The sequence below is a fragment of the Pseudomonas sp. NPDC090233 genome (genome assembly GCF_044772285.1).
In the GTDB taxonomy this organism is placed as follows: domain Bacteria; phylum Pseudomonadota; class Gammaproteobacteria; order Pseudomonadales; family Pseudomonadaceae; genus Aquipseudomonas.
In genome coordinates, this window is record NZ_JBIVYQ010000004.1 from 543,253 (window position 1) to 567,777 (window position 24,525).

The 24,525-nt window shown below is 59.6% G+C and carries 26 protein-coding genes; 4 read left to right on the forward strand and 22 right to left on the reverse strand.

Annotated features, from left to right (window positions below; translation table 11 throughout):
- Nucleotides 1-82: 82 nt before the first annotated feature.
- Nucleotides 83-790: an autoinducer binding domain-containing protein gene (locus ACIQUF_RS13830; RefSeq protein WP_403132243.1), complete on the forward strand. Its 708-nt coding sequence runs from the start codon at nucleotides 83-85 to the stop codon at nucleotides 788-790.
- A 6-nt stretch (nucleotides 791-796) separates the two neighbouring features.
- Here ACIQUF_RS13830 and ACIQUF_RS13835 read toward each other — a convergent pair whose 3' ends face one another.
- Entirely contained in the window at nucleotides 797-1,015 is a 219-nt protein-coding gene (locus ACIQUF_RS13835; RefSeq protein WP_403132245.1) for a hypothetical protein, read from the reverse strand.
- Between the two features lie 127 nt (nucleotides 1,016-1,142).
- Here ACIQUF_RS13835 and ACIQUF_RS13840 point away from each other — a divergent pair, with 127 nt between their 5' ends.
- The 3 genes from ACIQUF_RS13840 to ACIQUF_RS13850 all read left to right on the forward strand — a co-directional run bounded on the left by ACIQUF_RS13840 (nucleotide 1,143) and on the right by ACIQUF_RS13850 (nucleotide 3,830).
- Nucleotides 1,143-1,730 (forward strand): acyl-homoserine-lactone synthase, encoded by a 588-nt coding sequence (locus ACIQUF_RS13840; RefSeq protein ID WP_403132247.1) that lies wholly within the window; start codon nucleotides 1,143-1,145, stop codon nucleotides 1,728-1,730.
- Nucleotides 1,731-1,860: 130 nt separating this feature from the next.
- Nucleotides 1,861-2,742 (forward strand): sugar phosphate isomerase/epimerase family protein, encoded by an 882-nt coding sequence (locus tag ACIQUF_RS13845; protein ID WP_403132250.1) that lies wholly within the window; start codon nucleotides 1,861-1,863, stop codon nucleotides 2,740-2,742.
- Nucleotides 2,743-2,825: 83 nt separating this feature from the next.
- Nucleotides 2,826-3,830 carry a threo-3-hydroxy-L-aspartate ammonia-lyase gene (locus ACIQUF_RS13850; protein ID WP_403132253.1) on the forward strand — a complete coding sequence of 335 codons (1,005 nt, stop codon included), beginning with the start codon at nucleotides 2,826-2,828 and terminating at the stop codon, nucleotides 3,828-3,830.
- Nucleotides 3,831-3,877: 47 nt separating this feature from the next.
- Here ACIQUF_RS13850 and glmS read toward each other — a convergent pair whose 3' ends face one another.
- The 21 genes from glmS to rpmH all read right to left on the reverse strand — a co-directional run bounded on the left by glmS (nucleotide 3,878) and on the right by rpmH (nucleotide 24,041).
- A complete protein-coding gene (gene glmS, locus ACIQUF_RS13855) occupies nucleotides 3,878-5,713 on the reverse strand; it encodes a glutamine--fructose-6-phosphate transaminase (isomerizing) (protein WP_403132255.1) in 1,836 nt (611 codons plus the stop codon).
- Between the two features lie 2 nt (nucleotides 5,714-5,715).
- A complete protein-coding gene (locus ACIQUF_RS13860) occupies nucleotides 5,716-6,492 on the reverse strand; it encodes a DeoR/GlpR family DNA-binding transcription regulator (RefSeq protein ID WP_403132258.1) in 777 nt (258 codons plus the stop codon).
- A 164-nt stretch (nucleotides 6,493-6,656) separates the two neighbouring features.
- Nucleotides 6,657-8,024 (reverse strand): bifunctional UDP-N-acetylglucosamine diphosphorylase/glucosamine-1-phosphate N-acetyltransferase GlmU, encoded by a 1,368-nt coding sequence (glmU, locus tag ACIQUF_RS13865; RefSeq protein WP_403132260.1) that lies wholly within the window; start codon nucleotides 8,022-8,024, stop codon nucleotides 6,657-6,659.
- A gap of 119 nt (nucleotides 8,025-8,143) precedes the next feature.
- On the reverse strand, nucleotides 8,144-8,563 hold the full coding sequence (locus ACIQUF_RS13870; protein ID WP_016489909.1) for a F0F1 ATP synthase subunit epsilon: 420 nt from the start codon (nucleotides 8,561-8,563) through the stop codon (nucleotides 8,144-8,146).
- A 43-nt stretch (nucleotides 8,564-8,606) separates the two neighbouring features.
- Complete coding sequence (atpD, locus tag ACIQUF_RS13875; RefSeq protein ID WP_009684662.1) at nucleotides 8,607-9,983, reverse strand: F0F1 ATP synthase subunit beta; 1,377 nt, start codon at nucleotides 9,981-9,983, stop codon at nucleotides 8,607-8,609.
- A 27-nt stretch (nucleotides 9,984-10,010) separates the two neighbouring features.
- Nucleotides 10,011-10,871 carry a F0F1 ATP synthase subunit gamma gene (gene atpG, locus ACIQUF_RS13880; RefSeq protein ID WP_400804321.1) on the reverse strand — a complete coding sequence of 287 codons (861 nt, stop codon included), beginning with the start codon at nucleotides 10,869-10,871 and terminating at the stop codon, nucleotides 10,011-10,013.
- A 48-nt stretch (nucleotides 10,872-10,919) separates the two neighbouring features.
- Nucleotides 10,920-12,464 carry a F0F1 ATP synthase subunit alpha gene (gene atpA, locus ACIQUF_RS13885; protein ID WP_400804319.1) on the reverse strand — a complete coding sequence of 515 codons (1,545 nt, stop codon included), beginning with the start codon at nucleotides 12,462-12,464 and terminating at the stop codon, nucleotides 10,920-10,922.
- Between the two features lie 21 nt (nucleotides 12,465-12,485).
- On the reverse strand, nucleotides 12,486-13,022 hold the full coding sequence (locus ACIQUF_RS13890) for a F0F1 ATP synthase subunit delta (RefSeq protein WP_003253191.1): 537 nt from the start codon (nucleotides 13,020-13,022) through the stop codon (nucleotides 12,486-12,488).
- A gap of 12 nt (nucleotides 13,023-13,034) precedes the next feature.
- Entirely contained in the window at nucleotides 13,035-13,505 is a 471-nt protein-coding gene (locus ACIQUF_RS13895; protein ID WP_010955888.1) for a F0F1 ATP synthase subunit B, read from the reverse strand.
- Between the two features lie 56 nt (nucleotides 13,506-13,561).
- Nucleotides 13,562-13,819 carry a F0F1 ATP synthase subunit C gene (gene atpE / locus ACIQUF_RS13900; RefSeq protein WP_003097235.1) on the reverse strand — a complete coding sequence of 86 codons (258 nt, stop codon included), beginning with the start codon at nucleotides 13,817-13,819 and terminating at the stop codon, nucleotides 13,562-13,564.
- A gap of 143 nt (nucleotides 13,820-13,962) precedes the next feature.
- Nucleotides 13,963-14,832 (reverse strand): F0F1 ATP synthase subunit A, encoded by an 870-nt coding sequence (gene atpB / locus ACIQUF_RS13905; RefSeq protein WP_400804317.1) that lies wholly within the window; start codon nucleotides 14,830-14,832, stop codon nucleotides 13,963-13,965.
- Nucleotides 14,833-14,848: 16 nt separating this feature from the next.
- Nucleotides 14,849-15,256 carry a F0F1 ATP synthase subunit I gene (locus ACIQUF_RS13910; protein WP_400804314.1) on the reverse strand — a complete coding sequence of 136 codons (408 nt, stop codon included), beginning with the start codon at nucleotides 15,254-15,256 and terminating at the stop codon, nucleotides 14,849-14,851.
- Between the two features lie 149 nt (nucleotides 15,257-15,405).
- On the reverse strand, nucleotides 15,406-16,278 hold the full coding sequence (locus tag ACIQUF_RS13915) for a ParB/RepB/Spo0J family partition protein (protein ID WP_403132265.1): 873 nt from the start codon (nucleotides 16,276-16,278) through the stop codon (nucleotides 15,406-15,408).
- A 9-nt stretch (nucleotides 16,279-16,287) separates the two neighbouring features.
- Nucleotides 16,288-17,079, reverse strand: coding sequence for a ParA family protein (locus ACIQUF_RS13920; RefSeq protein WP_400804311.1), 792 nt, complete (start codon nucleotides 17,077-17,079; stop codon nucleotides 16,288-16,290).
- 18 nt (nucleotides 17,080-17,097) lie between these two features.
- Nucleotides 17,098-17,748, reverse strand: coding sequence for a 16S rRNA (guanine(527)-N(7))-methyltransferase RsmG (rsmG, locus tag ACIQUF_RS13925; RefSeq protein WP_403132267.1), 651 nt, complete (start codon nucleotides 17,746-17,748; stop codon nucleotides 17,098-17,100).
- On the reverse strand, nucleotides 17,745-19,637 hold the full coding sequence (mnmG, locus tag ACIQUF_RS13930) for a tRNA uridine-5-carboxymethylaminomethyl(34) synthesis enzyme MnmG (RefSeq protein WP_403132270.1): 1,893 nt from the start codon (nucleotides 19,635-19,637) through the stop codon (nucleotides 17,745-17,747). Before mnmG ends, rsmG begins: the two co-directional genes overlap by 4 nt.
- Before the next feature lie 471 nt (nucleotides 19,638-20,108).
- Nucleotides 20,109-21,479, reverse strand: coding sequence for a tRNA uridine-5-carboxymethylaminomethyl(34) synthesis GTPase MnmE (mnmE, locus tag ACIQUF_RS13935; RefSeq protein WP_403132273.1), 1,371 nt, complete (start codon nucleotides 21,477-21,479; stop codon nucleotides 20,109-20,111).
- An 86-nt stretch (nucleotides 21,480-21,565) separates the two neighbouring features.
- Nucleotides 21,566-23,248 carry a membrane protein insertase YidC gene (gene yidC, locus ACIQUF_RS13940; RefSeq protein WP_403132275.1) on the reverse strand — a complete coding sequence of 561 codons (1,683 nt, stop codon included), beginning with the start codon at nucleotides 23,246-23,248 and terminating at the stop codon, nucleotides 21,566-21,568.
- Nucleotides 23,249-23,250: 2 nt separating this feature from the next.
- A complete protein-coding gene (gene yidD / locus ACIQUF_RS13945; RefSeq protein ID WP_400804301.1) occupies nucleotides 23,251-23,496 on the reverse strand; it encodes a membrane protein insertion efficiency factor YidD in 246 nt (81 codons plus the stop codon).
- Complete coding sequence (rnpA, locus tag ACIQUF_RS13950; RefSeq protein ID WP_403132525.1) at nucleotides 23,489-23,893, reverse strand: ribonuclease P protein component; 405 nt, start codon at nucleotides 23,891-23,893, stop codon at nucleotides 23,489-23,491. Before rnpA ends, yidD begins: the two co-directional genes overlap by 8 nt.
- 13 nt (nucleotides 23,894-23,906) lie before the next feature.
- Complete coding sequence (gene rpmH / locus ACIQUF_RS13955; protein ID WP_003253163.1) at nucleotides 23,907-24,041, reverse strand: 50S ribosomal protein L34; 135 nt, start codon at nucleotides 24,039-24,041, stop codon at nucleotides 23,907-23,909.
- Nucleotides 24,042-24,525: the final 484 nt, after the last annotated feature.

Consider the following 24,525-nt stretch of genomic DNA (forward strand, 5'->3'; position numbering starts at 1 on the left):
CCCTTCTTGACGCTAACGTGCAGCCCTTCTATGTTCGCCGCCCCTGATGATTAGCTTGCTATTGGAATAAATGATGTTGCTCATGGATGAATGCATCGGGCTGCTGAACGCCCCGGATGAACGCGCCTGGTTCGAATCGCTGGTCGGGACGGCCGGTAAGCTCGGCTACAACCAGGTGCTGTATGGCCTGAAGCCCAACAAACAGGCGCGCAATGATGAGGCTGTCATTCTCAGTACCTTTCCTGGGGAATGGCGCCACCACTACGACAGCCAGGGCTACGCCACCATCGACCCTACGGTCGCTCACAGTTTCACTTCGTCCCTGCCGCTACGTTGGCACCGCGCCCTTTACAGTACCCAAGCCGCACAGGCTTTTGCCGAGGAAGCCAAAGGGGCAGGGCTCAGTCATGGCATAACGCTGCCGATCCACGGGCCACAAGGCCAGGTCGGCATGCTCAGCTTGAGCTGCGATGCGCTGCCCGAGCGGGAGTACGAACAGCTGTTCAACAGCGGTATCGGCCAGTTGGCCATGCTGCGCGACTATGCATTCACCAGCGCTGTCCGCCACCTGCAACCGGCGAAAACGCCAGCCCCCCACTTGACCACCCGAGAGCGGGAAATCCTGCACTGGGCCTGGGCTGAGAAAACCACCTGGGAAATTGGCAAAATCCTCAGCCTCTCGGGGCCCACCGTCGAGTTCCACTTCAAGAACATCCGCCGCAAGCTGAACGTGAACTCCCGGCGCCTGGCGGTCGCCCGTGCGATCCAGCTGGACCTGCTCAACGTCTAGCCGCGATCACTCCAGCCTCGCCTGGTTCAAGTCCTCATCGCTGATGCGCCCGGCAAAGTACAGGCTGAGCAACACGATCAGGCTGGGCGAGCCTTTGCCACCACACTCCAGCCGGCTAGCCGCCGGCTGGCTGAGACCAAACATCTGCCAGAATGCCCCTTGGCTTTCGCCCCGCGCCAGACGCACCCCCACGGCGCGTGCGATCAGCCCTCTCTGTGCATCCATCTCGCCCCCTTCCAGTTGGCCCGAACTGTACCCAAGCACCCCCGGCGCCGGACACCTATCAGATTGATAGGCTGATAATTATCCGAACTGGATATACAACTATTCCGGTCTTTCCGAGGTAATGACCGTGAACATAGCAATCGATAAAAGAAATAACTTTGATAGCGCCCGCCTGGAAAAGATGCATGTGCTGCGCGCGCAGATATTCCGCGACAAGAAGGCCTGGGACGTTAGCGTGATCGCGGGAATGGAGATCGACGGCTACGATGCGTTGAACCCTTATTACATGATTCTCCAGGACAAGGACCGCGCCGATGATGTCGCAGGTTGCTGGCGTTTGCTGCCCACAACCGGCCCGAACATGCTGGCCGACACCTTCCCCGAACTGCTGGGGGGCGCCCCGGTACCCCGCGCCGAAGACACCTGGGAACTCAGTCGTTTCGCGATCTGCCAACGCAATGGCCGACCTTTTGCGTTCTCCGAGCAGTCGCTGGTGGCCATCCGCGCGGTCATTCACTTTGGCGTCGAGCGCGGCCTGAAGCGTTTCGTGACCGTCACCACGGTAGGCGTGGAAAAGCTGTTGATTCGCCTGGGCCTTGATATACGCCGTTTGGGGCCGGCGCAGACCATCGGGGTGGAGCGCGCCGTCGCCTTGTCGATCGCGCTCAATGGCAAAACCTTGGCAGCCCTGGCCGACTCAACCCTGTCAAATTGATAGGTTGCTCCAAGGCCTTGTCAGCACACAAGATTTTCCAGCAACCCGCCAATACCCACCGTATTTCACACAGAGAGCGGTGATGGTTGGGAAACATTCAACAAATACAATCGGAATGTAGAGACGAACGATGGAATCCGTGATCGATACGCCTAGCAGCGAAACCCTGATGTATGCCAGCCGTGATACCTGGCCCGCATTCATGACTGCCAGTGCCCTGCAGGACTACCTGAGCGCCGAGACCGGCCTGCAATCGGCCGTGGAACAGGGCTATAGCCATTGGTACATCGACGGCAGCCTGGAGGGCGAAGGCCCGGCGGACTTTACCGCCGAACGCCTGGCCGAGCTTAACCAGCGGATGGCCAGCAGCGGGGTCAAGCCGATCTTCCATGGCAATTTCAAGGCACCGCTGGGCAGCGATGTGGAAGCCCTCGCCGCCGCCGCGCTGGACTACGTGAAGAAGGAAGTCGATGTCTGCGCGGCCTTGGGCGGTGCACCGCTGATCGTGCATGGCGGCGGCGTGGTCGAGCCTCGCCTGGTCAAGGAAGCGCGGGAAAAAGGCCTCGGCCGGCTTATCGATAACCTGCGCGAACTGGTGGCCTATGGCAAAGAGCGCGGTGTCGAAATCTGGCTGGAAAACCTGTGCAACTACACACGGTTTCACCCGTTCTACTACATCTGCACCACCGAGGATGAGGTCGAGCAGGTACTCGAAGCCGTACCGGGCCTGCACATGTTCCTGGACGTGTCCCACGCCTACGTCAACGGCGGCGACCCGCTGTCATTCTTCTGGAAGTTCACTGATCGCGTAGTGGGCATGTCGTTCAGCGACAACAACGGTGACCGCGATTCGCACTTCCCACTGGGCCGCGGAAACCTCGACTTCCCGGCGCTGGTGAACGCAATCCAGTACACCGGCTGGAAAGGCCTGATCGGTTTCGAGACCCGGGGCGGTACCTTGATGGGAGGCGTCAGCCACCTCAACCAGTTGGTGGCGGCCTCGACCCACTGATCCGCGAGGCATCATTGCCTCGCTAAACACCCGTACGGCAGCTACCCTGGCTGCCGTACGGGTTTTAGTTCCAAGGAACCGCCATGACCGAACAGCCGCTACCCACTGCACAGGACGTGCTGGCCGCCGCCGACCGCCTGCAGGGCCGTGTCCACCGCACGCCCGTCTTCACTTCCTCCACCCTCGACGCCCAAACGGACGCACAGGTGTTCTTCAAATGTGAACAGTTTCAGCGCATGGGCGCCTTCAAGATCCGCGGCGCACTCAACGCGTTGATGCGGCTCGACCCGGCCAGCCGTCAACGCGGAGTGGTGGCCTACTCATCCGGCAACCACGCCCAGGGCGTCGCCCTCGCCGCCCGGGATCTGGGCATGCCAGCGGTGATCGTGATGCCCGAAGATGCCCCCGCCGCGAAACGCGCCGCCACCGAAGGCTACGGCGCCACCGTGATTGGCTATGACCGCTACCGCGAAGATCGTCTCGCCATCGCCAACCAGTTGCAGCAAGACAACGGCTACACGCTGATTCCACCCTTCGATCACCCGGACGTGATCGCCGGGCAAGGCACCGCCGCTCTTGAATTGTTCGAGGAGACAGGCCCGCTCGACGTACTTCTGGTACCAGTGGGGGGTGGCGGCCTGATTGCCGGTTGCGCCTTGGCAGCCCAGCTGTGCAGCCCTGGCTGCGAGGTCATCGGCGTGGAGCCCGAGGCGGGCAATGACGGCCAGCAGTCCTGGCGCTCCGGCAAGCTGGTGACCATCCCCACCCCCGCGACCCTGGCCGACGGCGCACAGTCGCAGTCGTTGGGGTCAATCACCTTTCCGTTGATCCAACAGTGGGTGAGCGACATGGTGACGGTGTCGGACGCGGAGCTTCTGCAGGCCATGGTTTTTTTGGCTGAGCGCATGAACCTGTTGGTCGAGCCCACCGGCTGCTTGGCGGCAGCGGCGGCGGTTTCGTTGGGCGAGCGGCTGAAGGGCAAGCGCGTCGGGGTGATTCTCACTGGCGGCAACGTCGACCTGGAGCACTATGCGCGGTTGTTGCTTGCAGCCAAAGGTGCTGAAGCGGTCAATAGCCAGGAGACTTGAGAGGGGGGTGAAAGAAGGAAACTCACCCCCTTTGTGCCAGACCTGCCTTATTCCACAGTCACGGATTTCGCCAAGTTACGCGGCTGATCCACATCCGTCCCCTTGAGCACCGCCACGTAATACGACAGCAACTGCAGCGGAATGGTGTACAGGATCGGCGCCAGCGCATCAGCGATGTGCGGGACCTTGATCACATGCGTGCCTTCGCCGTTGCTCATGCCGGCATGCTCGTCGGCGAAGACCACCAACTCACCACCACGGGCGCGGACTTCCTGCAGGTTCGACTTGAGCTTTTCCAGCAGCTCGTTGTTCGGCGCCACGGTCACCACTGGCATGTCGTTATCCACAAGCGCCAGCGGGCCGTGCTTGAGCTCACCTGCCGGGTAGGCTTCGGCGTGGATGTAGGAAATCTCTTTGAGCTTGAGCGCACCTTCCATCGCCACTGGGTACTGCGCGCCACGGCCGAGGAACAGGGTGTGATGCTTGTCGGCAAACAGCTCGGCGACCTTCTCGACAGTGCGGTCCATGGCCAGTGCTTCACCCAGGCGAGCCGGCAGGCGACGCAGCTCTTCGACCAGCTCCGCTTCCACGCCGGATTCGAGGGTACCGCGCACTTGGCCCAGGGCCAGGGTCAGCAGCATCAGCGACACCAGCTGAGTGGTGAACGCCTTGGTCGAAGCTACACCGATTTCCGGGCCGGCCAGGGTCAGCAGGGTCAGGTCGGACTCGCGCACCAGCGAGCTGATGCCCACGTTGCAGATCGCCAGGCTGCCGAGGAAGCCTAGCTCCTTGGCGTTGCGCAGGGCCGCCAGGGTATCGGCGGTCTCGCCGGACTGGGAGATCGAGACGAACAGGGTGTCAGGCTGCACCACCACCTTGCGGTAGCGGAACTCGCTGGCCACTTCGACCTGGCACGGGATGCCGGCCAGGCTCTCCAGCCAGTAACGGGCGACCATGCCGGCGTGGTAGCTGGTACCGCAGGCGACGATCTGTACATTGCGGACTTTGGCGAACAGGTCGGCGGCCTGTGGGCCGAAGGCCTGGACCAGCACATGGTCCTTGCCCAGGCGACCTTCCAGGGTGCGCTGCACCACGGACGGCTGCTCATGGATCTCCTTGAGCATGAAGTGGCGGTACTCACCCTTGTCAGCCGCTTCGGCACCTTCGTGGTACTGAACGGTTTCACGCTGGACGGGGTTGCCGGCCTGGTCCCAGATCTTCACCTGGTCACGGCGGATCTCAGCGATGTCGCCCTCCTCCAGGTACATGAAGCGGTCGGTGACCTGGCGTAGCGCCAACTGGTCGGACGCGAGGAAGTTCTCACCATGGCCAAGACCGATCACCAGCGGGCTGCCACTGCGTGCTGCAACCAGGCGGTCCGGCTGTTTCACGCTGATCAGCGCCAGGCCGTAGGCACCGTGCAGCCGCTTGACCGCAGCCTTGAGCGCGTCGGCCAGGTCCGGGATGGTTTTGAGCGTGTGGTGAATCAGGTGGACGATGACCTCGGTATCGGTCTGCGAGGAAAACGCGTAACCCAGAGCCTTGAGCTCTTCGCGCAGTTCTTCGTGATTTTCGATGATGCCGTTGTGCACCACCGCTACTTCGTTACCGGAGAAATGCGGGTGTGCATTGCCTTCGGTTGGCGCGCCATGGGTGGCCCATCGGGTGTGGGCAATGCCCAGCTGGCCGACCAGAGGGTCGGCGGTATTGGCGGCTTCCAGCTCGGCAACCTTGCCGATGCGGCGGCGACGCTGCAGCTCACCCTGCTGGGTGTAAACAGCCAGGCCCGCGCTGTCGTAGCCGCGGTACTCAAGACGCTTGAGACCTTCGATAAGGATGGCGGTGATGTTGCGCTCGGCAACGGCGCCTACGATTCCACACATGGTTATTGCTCCTGGCTGATCGCGGCACAGATCAGGTTGATGCCGCGGGCTTGAATGAGTTCGCGTGCCGCCATGGGCAGGCGGTCGTCGGTAATAAGGGTGGTGACGCTGCCCCATGGCAGCTCGAGATTGGGGATCTTGCGCCCGACCTTGTCGGACTCGACCATGACGATCACTTCGCGGGCCACCTCGGCCATGACCCGGCTCAAGCCCAGCAGTTCATTGAAGGTGGTGGTGCCTCGATCGAGGTCGATGCCATCGGCGCCAATGAACAGCTGGTCGAAATCGTATGAGCGTAGTACCTGCTCGGCCACCTGGCCCTGGAACGATTCGGAGTGCGGGTCCCAGGTGCCGCCGGTCATCAACAGCACCGGCTCGTGCTCCTGCTCGCTGATGGCGCGGGCTACGTTCAGCGAATTGGTCATCACCACCAGGCCCGGCTGACGGCCCAGTTCAGGGATCATGGCGGCGGTGGTGCTGCCGCTGTCGATGATGATCCGGGCGTGCTCGCGAATGCGGCCTACCGCTGCGCGGGCGATGGCTTTCTTGTAAGCGGAAACCAGGACTGCGGGTTCACCCAGCATCTCCTGCGGGACCGGTACCGCCCCACCGTAGCGCCGCAACAACAGGCCATTGGCCTCCAGCGCGGCAAGGTCTTTGCGAATGGTGACTTCCGATGTCTCGAAGCGTTTGGCCAGGGCGTCCACACTCACCTCACCCTGCTCGCTTAGCAAAGCCAGGATATTGTGGCGACGTTGAGGCGTGTTCCGTTTCGACATGGGCTTTTAAGTTTCGATTCGAAAGATAATGGTTGCAATCAAAACCTAAGATGGACGTTGCGTCAAGGTCGCAAATCGGAAATTTGGCCTGTGGATAATTCATGGCCACAAAAAAGCCGACTTATTCACATAGGTCGGCTTCGGTTACGACAGCTGTGTATAACTCAGCTCTTCTTGATCTTCTCGGGCCTCTTCCAGCCCGAAATGTTGCGTTGGCGGGCTCGCGCTACGGCCAGATCACCCGCATCGACCACCTGGGTAATGGTGGAACCAGCAGCCGTCGTGGCACCGGCCTTGATTTCCACAGGCGCCACCAGCGAGTTGTTCGAGCCGATGAACACGTCTTCGCCCATCACGGTCTTGAACTTGTTCGCGCCATCGTAGTTGCAGGTGATGGTGCCAGCACCGATGTTGGTGCGGGCGCCGATCTCGGCGTCGCCCAGGTAGGTCAGGTGACCGGCCTTGGCGCCTTCGCCCAGATGAGCGTTCTTCAGTTCGACGAAGTTACCCACATGGGCCTTGGCATCGAGCACGCTGCCCGGGCGCAGGCGGGCAAACGGACCGGCATCGCTGCCCTCGCCCATCACCGCGCCTTCGATATGGCTGTTGGCCTTGATCACTACACCCTTGCGCAGTGTGCTGTCCTTGATGACGCAGTTCGGGCCAATCTGTACGTCGTCTTCGATGACCACCTTACCTTCGAGGATCACGTTGATATCGATCAGTACGTCACGACCAACGGTTACCTCACCGCGCACGTCGAAACGCGCCGGGTCACGAAGGGTGACACCCTGGGCCATCAGGCGACGGCCTTCGCGCAATTGGTAATGGCGTTCGAGTTCGGACAACTGGCGACGGTCGTTGGCGCCCTGCACTTCCATCGGATCGTGCGGTTGCTCGGTGGCGACCACCAGACCATCGGCTACAGCCATGGCGATGACATCAGTCAGATAGTACTCACCCTGGGCGTTGTTGTTGGACAACCGCCCCATCCAATCGGCCAGACGCGCGGCGGGAAGCGCCAGAATACCGGTGTTACCTTCCTTGATCGCCTTCTGCGCTTCGCTGGCGTCTTTGTGCTCGACGATCGCTGTCACCTTGCCATCGGCGTCACGCACGATGCGCCCGTAGCCGGTCGGGTCTTGCAGGGTCACGGTGAGCAAGCCCAGTTGTTGTTCGCTGACCTTGGTCAGCAAGCGCTGCAGGGTTTCCACTTCGATCAGCGGTACATCGCCATACAGCACCAGCACGGTGTCGGCGGTGATAGCCGGCAGCGCCTGGGCAACCGCATGGCCAGTCCCCAGCTGCTTATCCTGCAGGACGAAATTCAGGTCATCAGCCGCCAGGCGCTCGCGAACCTGCTCCGCACCATGGCCGATCACCACATGAATACCTTGCGGCTTGAGCTGGCGAGCACTGTGGATAACATGACCGAGCATGGAGTTGCCGGCCACCGGGTGCAGCACCTTAGGCAGCGCCGAGCGCATGCGGGTACCTTGGCCGGCGGCAAGAATTACGATATCGAGCGACATTGACTGGCTACCAATCCTGGGCGGTCAGTGAAATGACCGAGGGGAAATTTGAAAAAGAAAAAGGGTAGCCGAGGCTACCCTTTTTCTCAATCGCAACAGCAGTGATCAGCCGGGGCCGATTACTTGCCTTTGCGCATTTGCTGGACGGTACGCAGCTGAGCTGCGGCCTCGGCCAGACGTGCGGCGGCGGCGCCGTAATCGAAGTCCGCGCCTTTCAGATTCAGGGCGTTCTCAGCAGCCTTGAGGGCTTCCTGAGCCTGCGCTTCATCCAGGTCTGCAGCACGTTGCACGGTATCGGCAAGCACCTTGACCATGTTCGGCTGAACCTCGAGGAAACCACCAGAGATGTAGAACACCTCTTGTGCGCCACCCTGCTTGGTCAGCGTGATCGGACCTGGCTTCAGATTGGTGATCAGCGGCGCGTGGCCTGGAGCGATACCAAGATCACCCAAGTTACCGTGCGCAACCACCATCTCGACCAGACCGGAGAAAATTTCTCCTTCCGCGCTGACGATATCGCAATGGACTGTCATAGCCATCTGCTTGCCTCAACCTGATAGCGCCCCTTGCGGGGCGCAGGAATTACAGTTTCTTGGCTTTCTCGATCGCTTCGTCGATGCTGCCGACCATGTAGAACGCTTGTTCTGGCAGGTGGTCGTAGTCACCTTTGAGGATGCCGCTGAAGCCAGCGATGGTGTCTTTCAGGGAAACGTACTTGCCTGGCGAACCGGTGAAGACTTCGGCCACGAAGAACGGCTGCGACAGGAAGCGCTGGATCTTACGAGCGCGGGCTACCAGTTGCTTGTCGCTTTCGGACAGTTCGTCCATACCCAGGATCGCGATGATGTCCTTCAGCTCTTTGTAGCGCTGCAGAACATACTGAACGCCACGAGCGGTCTCGTAGTGCTCGTTGCCGATCACGTTCGGGTCCAGCTGGCGCGAAGTCGAGTCCAGTGGGTCGACCGCTGGGTAGATACCCAGGGAGGCGATGTCACGGGACAGAACGACGGTGGCGTCCAAGTGGGCGAAGGTGGTCGCTGGCGACGGGTCGGTCAAGTCGTCCGCAGGTACGTATACGGCCTGAACGGAGGTGATCGAACCTTCCTTGGTGGAGGTGATGCGCTCTTGCAGAACGCCCATCTCTTCAGCCAGGGTCGGCTGGTAACCTACCGCCGAAGGCATACGGCCCAGCAGTGCGGATACTTCGGTACCGGCCAGGGTGTAACGATAGATGTTGTCGACGAACAGCAGAACGTCGTTACCTTCGTCACGGAACTTCTCAGCCATGGTCAGGCCAGTCAGCGCTACGCGCAGACGGTTTCCTGGTGGCTCGTTCATCTGACCGTAGACCAGCGCTACTTTGTCGAGAACGTTGGAGTCCTTCATCTCGTGGTAGAAGTCGTTACCCTCACGAGTACGCTCACCCACACCAGCGAACACGGAGTAACCGCTGTGTTCCATGGCGATGTTACGGATCAGTTCCATCATGTTTACGGTCTTGCCGACACCGGCACCACCGAACAGACCAACCTTACCACCCTTGGCGAACGGGCAAACCAGGTCGATAACCTTGATGCCGGTTTCCAGCAGGTCGTTGCCGCCTGCCTGGTCAGCGAACGAAGGCGCTGGCTGGTGGATACCGCGACGCTCTTCTTCACCGATCGGGCCGGCTTCGTCGATCGGGTTGCCCAGTACGTCCATGATACGGCCCAGAGTGGCCTTACCAACAGGAACGGAAATGGCAGCACCGGTGTCGACAACATCCAGACCGCGCTTCAGGCCTTCGGTCGAGCCCATCGCAATGGTACGAACCACGCCGTCGCCCAGCTGCTGCTGAACTTCCAGAGTGGTTTCCGCGCCTTGTACTTTCAGCGCGTTGTATACACTCGGCACGACGTCACGTGGGAATTCCACGTCGATGACGGCGCCGATGATTTGAACGATACGTCCGCTACTCATAGCTGGATCCTCTGAATTTTTGAACCGTTAAACCGCGGCAGCGCCGCCGACGATTTCCGAGATCTCCTGGGTGATCGCAGCCTGACGCGCCTTGTTGTAGATCAACTGAAGCTCTTTGATCAAATCACCGGCGTTGTCTGTGGCGTTCTTCATGGCGATCATCCGGGCCGCTTGTTCAGCAGCGTTGTTCTCGACCACCGCCTGGTACACCTGCGACTCCACGTAACGCACCATCAAGCCGTCCAGCAGCTCTTTTGCGTCGGGTTCGTACAGGTAGTCCCAGTGATGCTTGAGATCCTGATCCGGGGTTGCCACCAACGGTACCAATTGCTCGACCGTCGGTTGTTGGGTCATGGTGTTGATGAACTTGTTCGAAACCACCGAAAGGCGATCGATACGGCCGTCCAGGTAGGCGTCCAGCATCACTTTGACGGAGCCGATCAAATCGTTGATCGATGGCTCTTCGCCCAAGTGGCTGATCGCGGCTACGACGTTGCCGCCAAAGATGCGGAAGAAAGTCGCACCCTTGCTGCCGATCACGCACAGGTCGATTTCCACGCCCTGTTCGCGGTTTGCGCTCATGTCCTTGACCAGGGCCTTGAACAGGTTGGTATTCAAACCACCGCACAGACCACGGTCACTGCTCACCACGATATAACCGGCGCGCTTTACAGGGCGCTCGATCATGAACGGGTGGCGGTATTCCGGGTTGGCGTTGGCCAGATGACCGATCACCTGGCGGATACGCTCCGCGTAAGGACGGCTAGCAGCCATGCGCATTTGTGCTCTGCGCATCTTGCTGACCGCCACTTTCTCCATGGCGCTGGTAATTTTTTGCGTGCTTTTGATGCTCGCAATCTTACTGCGAATCTCTTTTGCGCCTGCCATGTATCACCTATCAGGTTAGCAAGCGGGGGCCAGGGCCCCCGCTGCGGCTTACCAGGTCTGGGTGGCCTTGAACTTCTCGATACCGGCTTTCAGGCCAGCGTCGATTTCGTCGTTGAAGTCACCCTTCACGTTGATCTTCGCCAGCAATTCGGCGTGATCACGGTTGAAGTAGGCGATCAGCGCTTGTTCGAAGCTGCCGACCTTGGAGACTTCCACGTCAGTCAGGAAACCACGCTCAGCGGCGTACAGCGACAGAGCCATGTCCGCGATGGACATCGGCGCGTACTGCTTCTGCTTCATCAGCTCGGTTACGCGCTGACCATGCTCCAGCTGCTTGCGGGTCGCTTCGTCCAGATCGGAAGCGAACTGGGCGAATGCAGCCAGTTCACGGTACTGAGCCAGAGCGGTACGAATACCACCGGACAGCTTCTTGATGATCTTGGTCTGAGCGGCACCACCTACGCGGGATACCGAAACACCGGCGTTCACTGCAGGGCGGATGCCCGAGTTGAACATGGCCGATTCCAGGAAGATCTGACCGTCGGTGATCGAGATCACGTTGGTCGGAACGAACGCGGAAACGTCGCCAGCCTGGGTTTCGATGATCGGCAGCGCGGTCAGGGAACCGGTTTTGCCAGTTACAGCACCGTTGGTGAACTTCTCGACGTACTCTTCGGAAACGCGCGATGCACGCTCCAGCAGACGGGAGTGGAGATAGAACACGTCGCCTGGGTACGCTTCACGTCCTGGTGGACGGCGCAGCAGCAGGGAGATCTGACGGTAGGCAACGGCCTGCTTGGACAGGTCATCGTAAACGATCAGTGCGTCTTCACCGCGGTCACGGAAGAACTCGCCCATGGTGCAACCGGCGTATGGCGCCAGGAATTGCAGTGCGGCGGATTCCGAAGCACTGGCAACCACCACGATGGTGTTGGCCAGGGCGCCGTTTTCTTCCAGCTTGCGAACGATGTTGGCAACGGTGGAACGCTTCTGGCCGACAGCAACATAAACACAGAAAATACCGGAGTCTTTCTGGTTGATGATGGCGTCGATGGCCATGGCGGTCTTGCCGATCTGACGGTCACCGATGATCAGCTCACGCTGGCCACGGCCGACAGGGATCATGGCGTCGACGGACTTGTAGCCAGTCTGTACAGGCTGGTCTACCGACTTACGCCAGATCACGCCTGGAGCAACTTTCTCGACCGCGTCGGTCTGGGTGTTGCCCAGAGGACCTTTGCCGTCGATCGGGTTGCCCAGGGCGTCGACGACGCGGCCCAGCAGTTCCTTACCAACCGGAACTTCCAGGATGCGGCCGGTGCACTTGGCGCTCATGCCTTCGGCGAGGGTGTCATAGGCACCCAGGATCACTGCACCTACGGAGTCTTGCTCCAGGTTCAGGGCCATGCCGTAGACGCCGCCAGGGAACTCGATCATTTCGCCGTACATGACGTCGGCCAGACCGTGGATCCGCACGATACCGTCGGATACCGAAACAACGGTACCTTCGTTACGGGCTTGGGAGCTCACATCGAGGTTGTCGATGCGGCCCTTGATGATTTCACTAATTTCGGAAGGATTGAGTTGCTGCATTGCTCTGCTGCCCCTTCAAACTCAAGATTTCAATGCTTCGGCCAGTTTCGCGATTTTGCCGCGAACAGAGCCATCGATTACCAGGTCACCAGCGCGGATGACGACACCACCTATCAGGCTGGCATCCTCCGACGCGTGCAGGCGCACTTCCTGGCCTAACCGTGCACTGAGAACCTTGGCGAGTTTGTCTTGCTGTTCTTGGTTCAACGCAAAAGCACTGGTGACTTCCACGTCCACGGATTTCTCTTGCTCGGCCTTGTACAGGTCGAACAGAGCGGCAATCTCCGGCAACAGCAGGAGACGGTCGTTTTCCGCGGCAACATGAATGAAATTCTGTGCCTGTGCATTGAACTTGTCACCGCACACGTCAATGAACGTGGCGGCCTTTTCTGCGCTCGTCAGTCGCGGGGCCTTGAGCAGGCGCTGCATGGTGTCGTCTTGCGACACCGCAGCAGCCAGGCCGAGCATGGCTGACCAATTGGCCAGTTGCTGATGGGCCTGGGCATGCTCAAAGGCAGCCTTAGCGTAAGGTCGGGCCAACGTGGTCAGTTCTGCCATGATCGCCCTCGCTTAAATTTCAGCGGCCAGTTTGTTAACCAGCTCCGCATGCGCGTTTTGATCGATTGTGGCGCCAAGGATCTTTTCAGCACCGCCAACGGCCAGGGCACCCACTTGGGCACGCAGGGCGTCTTTAGCGCTGTTCAGTTCCTGTTCGATCTCGGCCAGAGCCTGAGCCTTCACACGGTCAGCTTCGACGCGGGCCTGTTCACGGGCTTCATCGACAAGCTGAGCAGCGCGTTTCTTGCTTTGCTCAATGATTTCGGCTGCCTGTGCTTTAGCTTCACGCAGTTGCTGACCCGCTTTCTCTTGGGCCAGCTCCAGGTCGCGAGCTGCGCGGTTGGCAGCGTCCAAGCCGTCGGCAATCTTCTTTTGGCGCTCTTGCAGAGCAGTGATGACCGGAGGCCATACGTACTTCATGCAGAAGAGTACAAAAATCAGAAAAGCAACGGATTGGCCAATCAGGGTTGCATTAATGTTCACGCCAACACCTCGCTCGGTCTTAATTCATACAGCCATCAACTCGTGGTGACGAGTGATTAGCCGGCGATCTGACCAACGAACGGATTCGCGAAGGTGAAGAACAGAGCGATACCAACACCGATCATGGTTACGGCGTCGAGCAGACCGGCAACGATGAACATTTTCACCTGCAGCATCGGAACCATCTCAGGCTGACGAGCAGCACCTTCCAGGAATTTGCCGCCCAGCAGGCCGAAACCAATGGCGGTACCCAGAGCACCCAGGCCGATCAGCAGAGCAACAGCGATAGCGGTCAGACCAACTACAGTTTCCATCTTTCCTCCCGACTTTTACGTCGTATTGGTTAGGTTTTTAGTTTGAAGCGGTAAAACAAATCGTTTGGAACAGCTGCCCTTGCGGACTTTTTAAGCCCTCCCCCCAAACGAGCGGGGAAGGCTATCAGACACGCCAGGCGGTCTTAATGGTTATCTTCGTGAGCCATCGACAGGTAGACGATGGTCAGCATCATGAAGATGAAAGCTTGCAGGGTGATGATCAGGATGTGGAACACAGCCCACGCCCATTGCAGCACCACACCCAGGCCGCTGAGCCACAGCAGGCCGGAGCCGAACATGACGGCGATCAGGATGAACACCAGCTCGCCGGCGTACATGTTGCCGAACAGACGCAGTGCCAGCGAGATCGGCTTGGCGATCAGGGTGACGAATTCCAGCAGGAAGTTCACCGGGATCAGCAGGATCTGCACGAAGATGTTCTTGCTGCCGAACGGGTGCAGGGTCAGCTCACCGATGAAGCCGCCCAGGCCCTTGACCTTGATGCTGTAGAAGATGATCAGGGCGAACACGCAGAAGGCCATGGCCAGGGTCGCGTTCGGGTCGGTGGTCGACACGGCGCGGAACGGAATGTGCGGGTCACCGGAGATCAGGATGGCCAGCTGAGGAATCCAGTCGACCGGTACCAGGTCGACGGCGTTCATCAGGAAGACCCAGACGAAGATGGTCAGCGCCAGCGGAGCGATCACCGGGCTGCGGCCGTGGAAGGAGTCCTTCACGCTGCCGTTGACGAAATCGACCATCACTTCGACGAAGTTCTGCAGGCCGCCAGGCTGGCCGGAAGTCGCCTTCTTCGCCGCCATGCGGAAGATCAACAGGAAGATCAGACCCAGCGCGACGGACCAACCCAGGGTGTCCACGTGGAACGCCCAGAAGCCCATTGCCTTGGCTTCTGCAGCCGAATGGGCAAAGCCCCAGCTGCCGTCTGGTAATTGACCATAGGTCAGGTTCTGCAAGTGGTGCTGGATATAACCCGAAGCGGTTTCTTCTGCCATGGTTGCCTCAAACGCCCTAAGGTCTCGAATGTCTTTTATTCATCAGCAGGGGCGCAAACCAGCTGACCATAAGGGTCAGCACGAAGACGCCGAATACTGCCAACGGCGCCAATGGCTTCACTCCTGCAAAGGTCAGTGCAAACAGCACTGCCGTCAAAATCATCTTGCCAGCCTCGCCTGCGTAGAACGACTTGACGATGGCTTGCGCCGCCCGGGCTCCGCTGAAGCGAAAAGCCTTCCAGGCGAAATACATATTGGGCAGCCAGGCAATCAAACCTCCGCAGAGACCTGAATATCCACTGACCGCACCTTTCCACTGCCACAACACCAATGTTGCCAGCAGCAGTACGACAAATTGAGCCAACAGTACCGGAAAAACTGCCCAGCGATGGAAAGGCAGGCGGTTTGGCGTGCGGATTTCCATCAAAACTGCTCCTCGGAAGTCGACCAACAAGTCAGTATCGACTTGGCATAATTTGTGCCGACAAAATGCGCGCAGAGTATAGGGGTGGATTAACCCCTATTCAACTCTTCGGTAGTGATTTCCGACTGCGCGCTACAACGGGAATTGTTTCAGCGGATGTGAGCAAGCACACCTTGCAACTCGTCAAGCGAGTTATAGCGAATAACCAACTGGCCTTTACCCTTGTTGCCGTGGCGTATCTGCACCGGGGAGCCCAGGCGCTCTGCGAGCCGCTGTTCAAGGCGCTCGATATCCGGATCAGGTTTGCTCGGTTCGACCGGATCAGGTTTGCCACTGAGCCACTGGCGCACCAGTGCCTCGGTTTGGCGCACGGTGAGGCCGCGTGCGACAACATGACGCGCCCCTTCTTCCTGGCGATTTTCTTCCAGGCCGAGCAAAGCACGGGCGTGGCCCATTTCCAGATCGCCGTGGGCGAGCATGGTCTTGATTGCTTCAGGCAGCGAGATCAGGCGCAGCAGGTTGGCCACGGTCACCCGCGACTTGCCTACAGCGTCGGCCACCTGTTGCTGGGTCAGCTCGAATTCCTGCTGCAGGCGCTGCAGGGCCAAGGCCTCTTCCAGCGGGTTGAGGTCCTCGCGCTGGATGTTCTCGATCAGCGCCATGGCGATGGCGGCTTCGTCCGGCACTTCACGGACCATCGCCGGCACAGTGTCCAGGCCTGCCTGCTGGGTGGCGCGCCAACGGCGCTCACCGGCAATGATCTCGTAGCGGTTGCCATCGATCGGGCGGACCACGATCGGTTGCATCACGCCGTGGGTGCGGATCGAGTGCGCGAGTTCTTCCAGCGCTTCTGGATCCATGTCGCGGCGCGGTTGGTATTTACCACGCTGGATCAGCTCGACCGGCAGGTGTTGCAGTTCTTTCTGGTCGATCTTCACAGCCTGCTCTTCGAGCGCGCTGACGGAAGGACCACTGAGCAGTGCATCCAACCCACGTCCGAGACCCCGTTTCTTGACGGCCATACGGATTCCTTAAGTTGTTTGTGCAGTGCGTGATGGACGGCGCTGACGGCGAACCAGTTCCCCGGCCAGGGCCAGGTAGGCGAGCGCGCCACGCGATTGCTTGTCGTACGCCAGCGCCGGCATGCCGAAGCTCGGCGCCTCGGCCAGGCGGATGTTGCGCGGAATCACCGTGTCGTACAGCTGCTCGCCGAAATGTTCCTTGAGCTGCGCCGAAACATCGTTGTTCAGGCTCAGGCGCGGGTCGTACATGGTCCGCAGCAGGCCTTCGATCTTCAACTCGGGATTCAGACGAGCGGCAATGCGCTTGATGTTATCCACAAGGTCGCTGAGACCTTCCAGCGCGTAGTACTCGCACTGCATCGGGATGATCACGCCATCGGAGGCAACCAGCGCGTTGAGCGTCAGCATCGACAGCGACGGTGGGCAGTCGATGAGAATGTAGTCGTAGTTGTCGCGGATCGGCGCCAGGGCATTGCGCAGGCGGCTCTCCTTGACCTGCATTTCCAGCAGCACCACTTCCGCGGCGGTCAGGTCGCGGTTGGCCGGCAGCAGCTGGAAGCCGCCGTGCTCGGAGTAGTGCATGGCCTGGGCAAGGTCGCATTCCCCGATCAGCAGGTCATAGACCGAATGTTCGAGTTCATGTTTGTCGACACCGCTGCCCATGGTGGCGTTGCCCTGCGGATCGAGGTCGATCAGCAGCACACGACGCTTGGTCGCGGCCAGCGATGCGGCGAGATTGATACAGGTGGTGGTTTTACCCACGCCACCTTTCTGGTTCGCGATTGCGAATACCTTAGCCATTGTTGCGTGTGTTCCCAGTCATGCCTTGCGGCGCAGTATCAGCAGATGGCGCTGGCCCTGGCAACCCGGAACGGTCAGGGCCTGCTCGCTTTCCACTGTGAAGTCTGCGGGCAATGCTACCAGTTCATCGGCAGGATGCAGCCCCTTCATTGCAAGCCATTGCGTCCCGGTGTCGCCCAAGTGGCGGGTCCAGTTGGTGAAGTTCTCCATGCTGCTGAAGGCGCGGGAGATGATGCCGCTGAACGGCTGCGCTGGCTGGAAGGCTTCGACGCGGCTGTGGATAACCGTGAGGTTGTCCAGTTTCAGCTCCATTTTCACCTGGGTCAGGAAGCGCGTCTTCTTGCCGTTGGCGTCCAGCACTGTCACCTGCTTGTGCGGATGCAGGATAGCCAAGGGAATGCCTGGCATGCCACCACCGCTGCCGACATCCAGCCAGCTGTCATGCTCGCTGTGGATAAATTCCATGACGCTGAGGCTGTCGAGCAGATGGCGCGAAACCATCTCGTCCGGGTCGCGCACGGCGGTCAGGTTGTAGGCTTTGTTCCATTTGATCAACAGGGCCAGGTAACCCAGCAGCCGTTCGTGCTGCTCGGCGGTCAGCTCGACACCGAGCTGACGCGCACCTGTGGACAACTCTTCTGCGTGTTGCGGGGTGACCAGGGAACTCAAGCGCTTTGCTCCAATTCGCGGCCAGCGCCGCGTTTTTTCAGATGAATCAGCAACAGGGAAATCGCCGCTGGCGTCACGCCTGGGATGCGCGAAGCCTGGCCCAGGGTTTCCGGGCGGGTCTGGCCGAGCTTGCCCTGGATCTCCTTGGACAGGCCGGAAATCGTCGTGTAGTCGATATCCACAGGCAAGCGGGTGTCTTCGCTGGCACGCAGGCGAGCGATCTCATCCTGCTGACGGTCGATGTAACCGGCGTACTTGGTCTTGATTTCGACCTGCTCGGCGACCTGTGGATCGATTTCTTCCCCGCCTGTCGCCTCGATCAGCCCGGCGTAATCGATTTCCGGACGTGCCAGCAGATTGAGCAGGCTGTATTCGTGGCTGAGCGGTGTACCGAACTTATCCACAACGGCTTGGCCTTGAGGAGTGTTCGGACGAACCCAGGTCGACTTCAGGCGTTGTTCTTCACGCTCGATACCGTCGCGCTTGGCGCAGAACGCGGCCCAGCGCTCATCGTCGATCAGGCCTAGCTCGCGGCCTTTTTCGGTCAGACGCAGGTCGGCGTTGTCTTCGCGCAGGATCAAACGGTATTCGGCGCGCGAAGTGAACATGCGGTACGGCTCCTGGGTACCCAGGGTGATCAGGTCGTCGACCAGAACTCCGATGTACGCCTCATCACGGCGCGGGCACCAGCTTTCGCGGCCCTGCGCGCGCAGCGCGGCGTTGGTCCCGGCCAGCAGGCCCTGGGCGCCGGCTTCTTCGTAGCCGGTGGTGCCGTTGATCTGGCCGGCGAAGAACAGGCCGTCGATGACTTTGGTCTCGAGGCTGTACTTGAGGTCGCGCGGATCGAAGTAGTCATACTCGATGGCATAGCCCGGGCGCACGATGTGGGCGTTTTCCATGCCGCGGATCGAGCGCACCAGTTCCAGCTGCACGTCGAACGGCAGCGAGGTGGAAATGCCGTTGGGGTACAGCTCGTGGGTATTCAGGCCTTCTGGCTCGATGAACACCTGGTGGCTTCCCTTGTCGGCGAAGCGATGGATCTTGTCTTCGATCGACGGGCAGTAGCGCGGGCCGACACCTTCGATCACGCCCGAGTACATCGGCGAACGGTCGAGGTTGGAGGCAATGATCTCGTGGGTGCGCGCGTTGGTGTGGGTGATCCAGCAGCTGACCTGACGCGGATGCATTGCCGCGTTGCCCATGAACGACATCACTGGGATCGGTGTGTCGCCTGGTTGTTCGGTCATCACCGAAAAGTCCACCGAACGCCCGTCGATACGTGGCGGAGTACCGGTTTTCAGGCGGCCGACGCGCAGCGGCAGTTCACGCATGCGGTGGGCCAGGGCAATCGATGGCGGATCACCGGCACGACCGCCGGAATGATTCTGCAGGCCGATGTGGATAAGGCCACCGAGGAACGTACCGGTGGTCAGCACAACGGAATCGGCGAAAAAGCGCAGACCCATTTGCGTAACCACGCCTTTGACCTGGTCCTGCTCGACGATCAGGTCATCGCAGGACTGCTGGAATATCCACAGGTTGGGCTGGTTTTCCAGGATTTCGCGCACCACTGCCTTGTAGATGGCGCGGTCTGCCTGCGCACGGGTGGCGCGTACGGCCGGGCCCTTGCGGTTGTTCAACACGCGGAACTGGATGCCGCTCTTGTCGGTGGCCAGTGCCATCGCACCGCCGAGCGCATCGATCTCTTTGACCAGATGGCTTTTGCCGATGCCGCCGATGGCGGGGTTGCAACTCATGTGACCGAGGGTTTCCACGTTGTGGGTCAGCAGCAGGGTTTTCACACCCATGCGTGCAGACGCAAGCGCAGCCTCGGTACCGGCATGGCCGCCGCCGATGACGATCACTTCAAAACGGGAAGGGAAATCCACCACGCACCTCGTGCCTGTTTTTGCGAATAGAGAAGGTAAGCCGACAAGTATAGGGACTTCACCCACTCTAAAGAAACCTTTTGCGCAAATTTTGACCAGGCTGTGGATGAGTGGCTGACAACAGAAATCAGAGAGAAGAAATTTAAAAAAGCTTTGTTTTTATGTTTATTCTTATGCACACCTTCTTCTGTGGATAAGGTTCTGTATCCCTCTATTGGCGCTGTGTAGAGAAAAATTAAACCCTGTGTCTGGAGTACCACGAGGGCTCTGGATAACGCCATTTAGCCTGTGGATGAAATGCCTGTTTACCCACAGGCCGGTTTGTCCTCAGAAAAAAAGCACGGTTATCAACGGAGCCTATGGCGAGTTTTCCACAGGGCTCCTGAGAGCAGTTTTACGGCGGCCACTCAAATTTCAGGCAAAAAAAAGCCGCCCCCAAAGGGAGCGGCTGTGGATGGTTTACCGTAAAGGCTACTTGCCGATGCAGAAACTGGAGAAGATTCGTCCCAACAGGTCATCGGAGCTGAAGGCTCCGGTGATCTCACCCAATGCCTGCTGCGCCTGACGCAGGTCCTCGGCCAACAGCTCGCCGGCACCTGCCAGGGTCAATTGCGCGCGACCGTGCTCCAGGTGCGTGCTAGCCTGGCGCAGGGCATCCAGATGGCGTCTACGGGCGCTGAAACCGCTTTCGGCGGTCTGTTCATAACCCATGCAGGCCTTGAGATGATCCCGCAGCAGCTGCAGGCCCTGATCGTCGCCCTTGGCGCTCAGGGTGATCGTCACATGACCGTCATCACACTGCTCCAGCGCAACTTGCTCGCCGCTGAGATCGGCTTTGTTGCGAATCAGCGTGACCTTGGCCGCGTCCGGCCGTTGGTCGAGAAACTCGGGCCAGAGGGCGAATGGGTCGCTTGCCTCCGGCGCCGTTGAGTCGACCACCAGCAATACCCGGTCGGCTTCGCCAATGGCCTTGAGCGCACGTTCCACACCTATCTTTTCCACATGGTCGTCGGTATCGCGCAAACCGGCGGTATCGACCACATGCAGCGGCATGCCATCGATGTGGATATGTTCACGCAGGATGTCCCGCGTGGTGCCGGCGATATCGGTGACGATGGCCGCTTCACGCCCCGCCAGCGTATTCAGCAGGCTTGATTTACCAGCATTCGGTCTGCCGGCGATTACCACTGTCATACCGTCGCGCAGCAAGGCACCCTGACCGGCTTCACGCTGCACATTGGCTAACTCGGCACGAACAGTATCGAGCATCGACAACACATGGCCATCGTTGAGGAAGTCGATCTCTTCCTCCGGGAAGTCGATGGCTGCCTCGACGAAAATGCGTAATGCAATCAACGCTTCGGTGAGGAAGTGCACACGTTTGGAGAATTCGCCCTGCAGCGAGCGCAAGGCATTGCGCGCGGCCTGGCTGGAGCTGGCCTCGATCAGGTCGGCGATGGCTTCGGCCTGGGCCAGGTCGAGCTTGTCGTTGAGAAATGCCCGCTCGCTGAATTCGCCCGGGCGTGCCAGGCGACAGCCGACCTGCACGCAGCGCTGCAGCAGCATGTCCAGCACCACGGGGCCGCCATGCCCCTGTAACTCGAGCACATCTTCGCCGGTGAACGAGTTTGGCCCAGGGAAGAACAGCGCGATGCCTTCATCCAGCACCAGCCCTTCCTGGTCGCGGAACGGGCCGTAATGGGCATGGCGCGGCGTCAGTGTTCGGCCGGTGATGAGCTGGCCAGCCTCGGCCGCCAGTGGCCCGGACAGCCTGACGATGCCGACACCCCCGCGGCCCTGGGCGGTGGCGATGGCGGCAATGGTTTCACGCACAGTGTTCATGCTCGAAAGCCTCTACGACAAAAACGACAGATAGCAAAAACGCCCCCGAGGGGGCGTTTTTATTCACAGGCTAGCGCAGTAGCCCGTCAAGCAGCAGCTTTTTTGGTTGCTGCTTCGATACTGCGGGTGATGTACCACTGCTGCGAAATCGACAGGCAGTTGTTCACAACCCAGTACAGCACCAGACCAGCTGGGAACCACAGGAAGAAGAAGGTGAAGATGATCGGCATCATTTTCATCACCTTGGCCTGCATCGGATCCGGTGGGGTCGGGTTCAGGCGCTGCTGGATGAACATGGTGGCGCCCATGATGATCGGCAGGATGAAGAACGGATCCTTGATCGACAGGTCGGTGATCCACAGCATCCATGGGGCCTGGCGCATTTCCACGCTTTCCAGCAGTACCCAGTACAGGGCCAGGAACACCGGCATCTGCACCAGGATCGGCAGGCAGCCGCCCAGCGGGTTGATCTTCTCTTTCTTGTACAGCTCCATCATTGCCTGGGACATCTTCTGGCGATCGTCACCGAAGCGTTCCTTCAGTGCGGCAAGCTTCGGCGCAACGGCACGCATACGCGCCATGGAGCGGTAGCTGGCGGCCGACAGCGGGAAGAACAGGCCTTTGATGAGCATGGTCAGGACGATGATCGACCAGCCCCAGTTACCCAGCAGGCTGTGGATATGTTGCAGCAGCCAGAAGATCGGCTGGGCAATGAACCACAGGAAGCCGTAGTCGACAGTCAGTTCCAGGCCTGGGGACAACTCTTTGAGCTTGGACTGAATTTTCGGACCGGCGTACAGCATGGCGCTGGTTTCGACCTTGCCGCCAGCAGGCACGCTGATGGCTGGGCCGGTGTAGCCGATGATGTAGTTGCCCTGGCTGTCCTTGCGGGTTTGGACGACGTTGTTGTCCGATTTTGCAGGGATCCAGGCGGTCACGAAGTAATGCTGCAGCCAGGCGACCCAGCCGCCGGACACATTTTCTTTCAAACTGCCCTTGTCGATGTCTTTCATCGACACTTTCTTGTACGGCTCACCAGCTGTCCACAGGGCTGCGCCCAGGTAAGTGGCGGTGCCGGTAGCCGTGCTCGAGGACGGATCGCCGCTGGCGTCACGCTTGAGCTGGGCAAACATGTTGCCGCTCCAGGCTTGGGCGCTCTGGTTGTCGATCAGGTAGCTGACGGTCAGGTCGTACTCACCGCGCTTGAAGCTGAAGCGCTTGATGTAGTTGACACCGTTGTCGCTGAACTTCAGGTCGACGACCAGTTGTTCCTGGCCATCGGCCAGCTGGTAGGACTTCTGCTCGGCGGCGTACAGCGGGCGACCAGTGGAACGGGCATCCGGGCCGTTGGCGCCGGTCAGGCCGCTCTGGGCCAGGTAAACACGCTCACCACCGTTGTCGAACAGCTGGAAAGGAATGTCCGGATGGTCCTGACGGCGCGGGTACTTCGGCAGATTCAGCTGGACGATGTCACCACCGACTGGATCGATAGCCAGTTCCAGGACATCGGTCTTGACCCGGATCAGATCCTTGCTGAGTGCAACGGGTGCCAGTTCGGCAGCGTTCGACTCGGCGTTGGCGCTAGGTACATCGGCGCTGGCGCCGTTGTTCGCGGCCGGTACGCCATCGGGCAGGCCCGGAGCAACAGTGCTGGCAGCAGTATTCTGAGTCGGCAGGGCAGCCTGGCCGTAGTCATCGTTCCACTTCAGGACCATGACGTAGGACACGATTGCCAGCGCGGCGATCAGGATCGTGCGTTTAATATCCATGATTACTCGGCTATCGAAGAAGTTCGGGAGGAAGGCGTGGGGGGAACGGGATCGAAACCGCCGTCGTTCCACGGATGACAACGCCCCAGGCGACGAACGGTTAGCCACCCGCCACGCAAGAGGCCATGTGTTTCGATGGCTTCCAACGCATAACAGGAGCAACTGGGGTAGAAACGACAGTGGTTGGCCATCAGGGGACTGATGGCGTAACGGTAAAACTGGATCGGAACGAGGGCCAGTTTACGCATTTTGACTGTCTACCCCTGCGGAATTGGCATCTGCCGCTGGAGTGGGCCGGCTGCGTGCCAGGCGTTTCCAGAGCTTGCCAAAATGTTGGTGCAATTCCGGGTTTTCTATCTCACCCAATCCCTTGCGCGCGACGATCACAATGTCCAGGCCAGCGAGCATTTGCTGGTTCAGACGGAAGGAATCGCGCATCAAGCGCTTGAGGCGATTGCGTTGAACGGCGAGCTTGACGCTCTTCTTGCCGATCACCAAGCCGAGGCGTGGATGATCGAGTCCGTTCTCGCGAGCAAGGATCAGCAGGTTTTTCCCTGGAACCTTGCCGGTTGGGGAGTCGAAGACCGCTTTGAAGTGCCGGGGTGTAAGCAGTCGCTTTTCCCGACTGAAGTCCTGACTCACCACCTGTGCCGAAAAATCAAATGGCCAGACGCTTACGGCCTTTGGCACGACGACGCGACAGAACAGCGCGGCCGTTCTTGGTAGCCATACGGGCACGGAAGCCGTGGGTGCGAGCGCGCTTGATGGTGCTTGGTTGGAAAGTACGTTTCATGGCGTTGTTACCTGGTTTTGTCGACAACGGGCCGGAATGGCCCCCTTTTTAAGAGATCGGCGATTCTAGAGAAAGCAAGCCGATAGGTCAATTTCCAACCAGCCTTTCCTTATGGATGGCGTCCCTGGAGGAGGTGCACTGGCGTTCGAACGGGCGGAGCTTGATGGTGCAGGCATACGGACGACAAAATGAAAAAAAAGAAGAGACATATAAAAAGCTTTTCTGAAGAACTTATAACTCTTAAGTGGATAACCTTCTGTGGATAACATCTCACAGCCCTTTATCCACGGTGCGTACAGCGATTTGAAACCTTGTCCACAAGCGGTGCTGCGCTTGTGCCGTTCGTGAATATAGCCTGTGGATTAAAAGGCCGATTATCCACAGCTGAGTTATCAACAGGTCTCAACCCAGGGTTGTGCATAGCCCTTATGCGCGGTTATCCACAGAGCTTATTCACACCACCTGAGGGGCTTTTTGGTCGCTA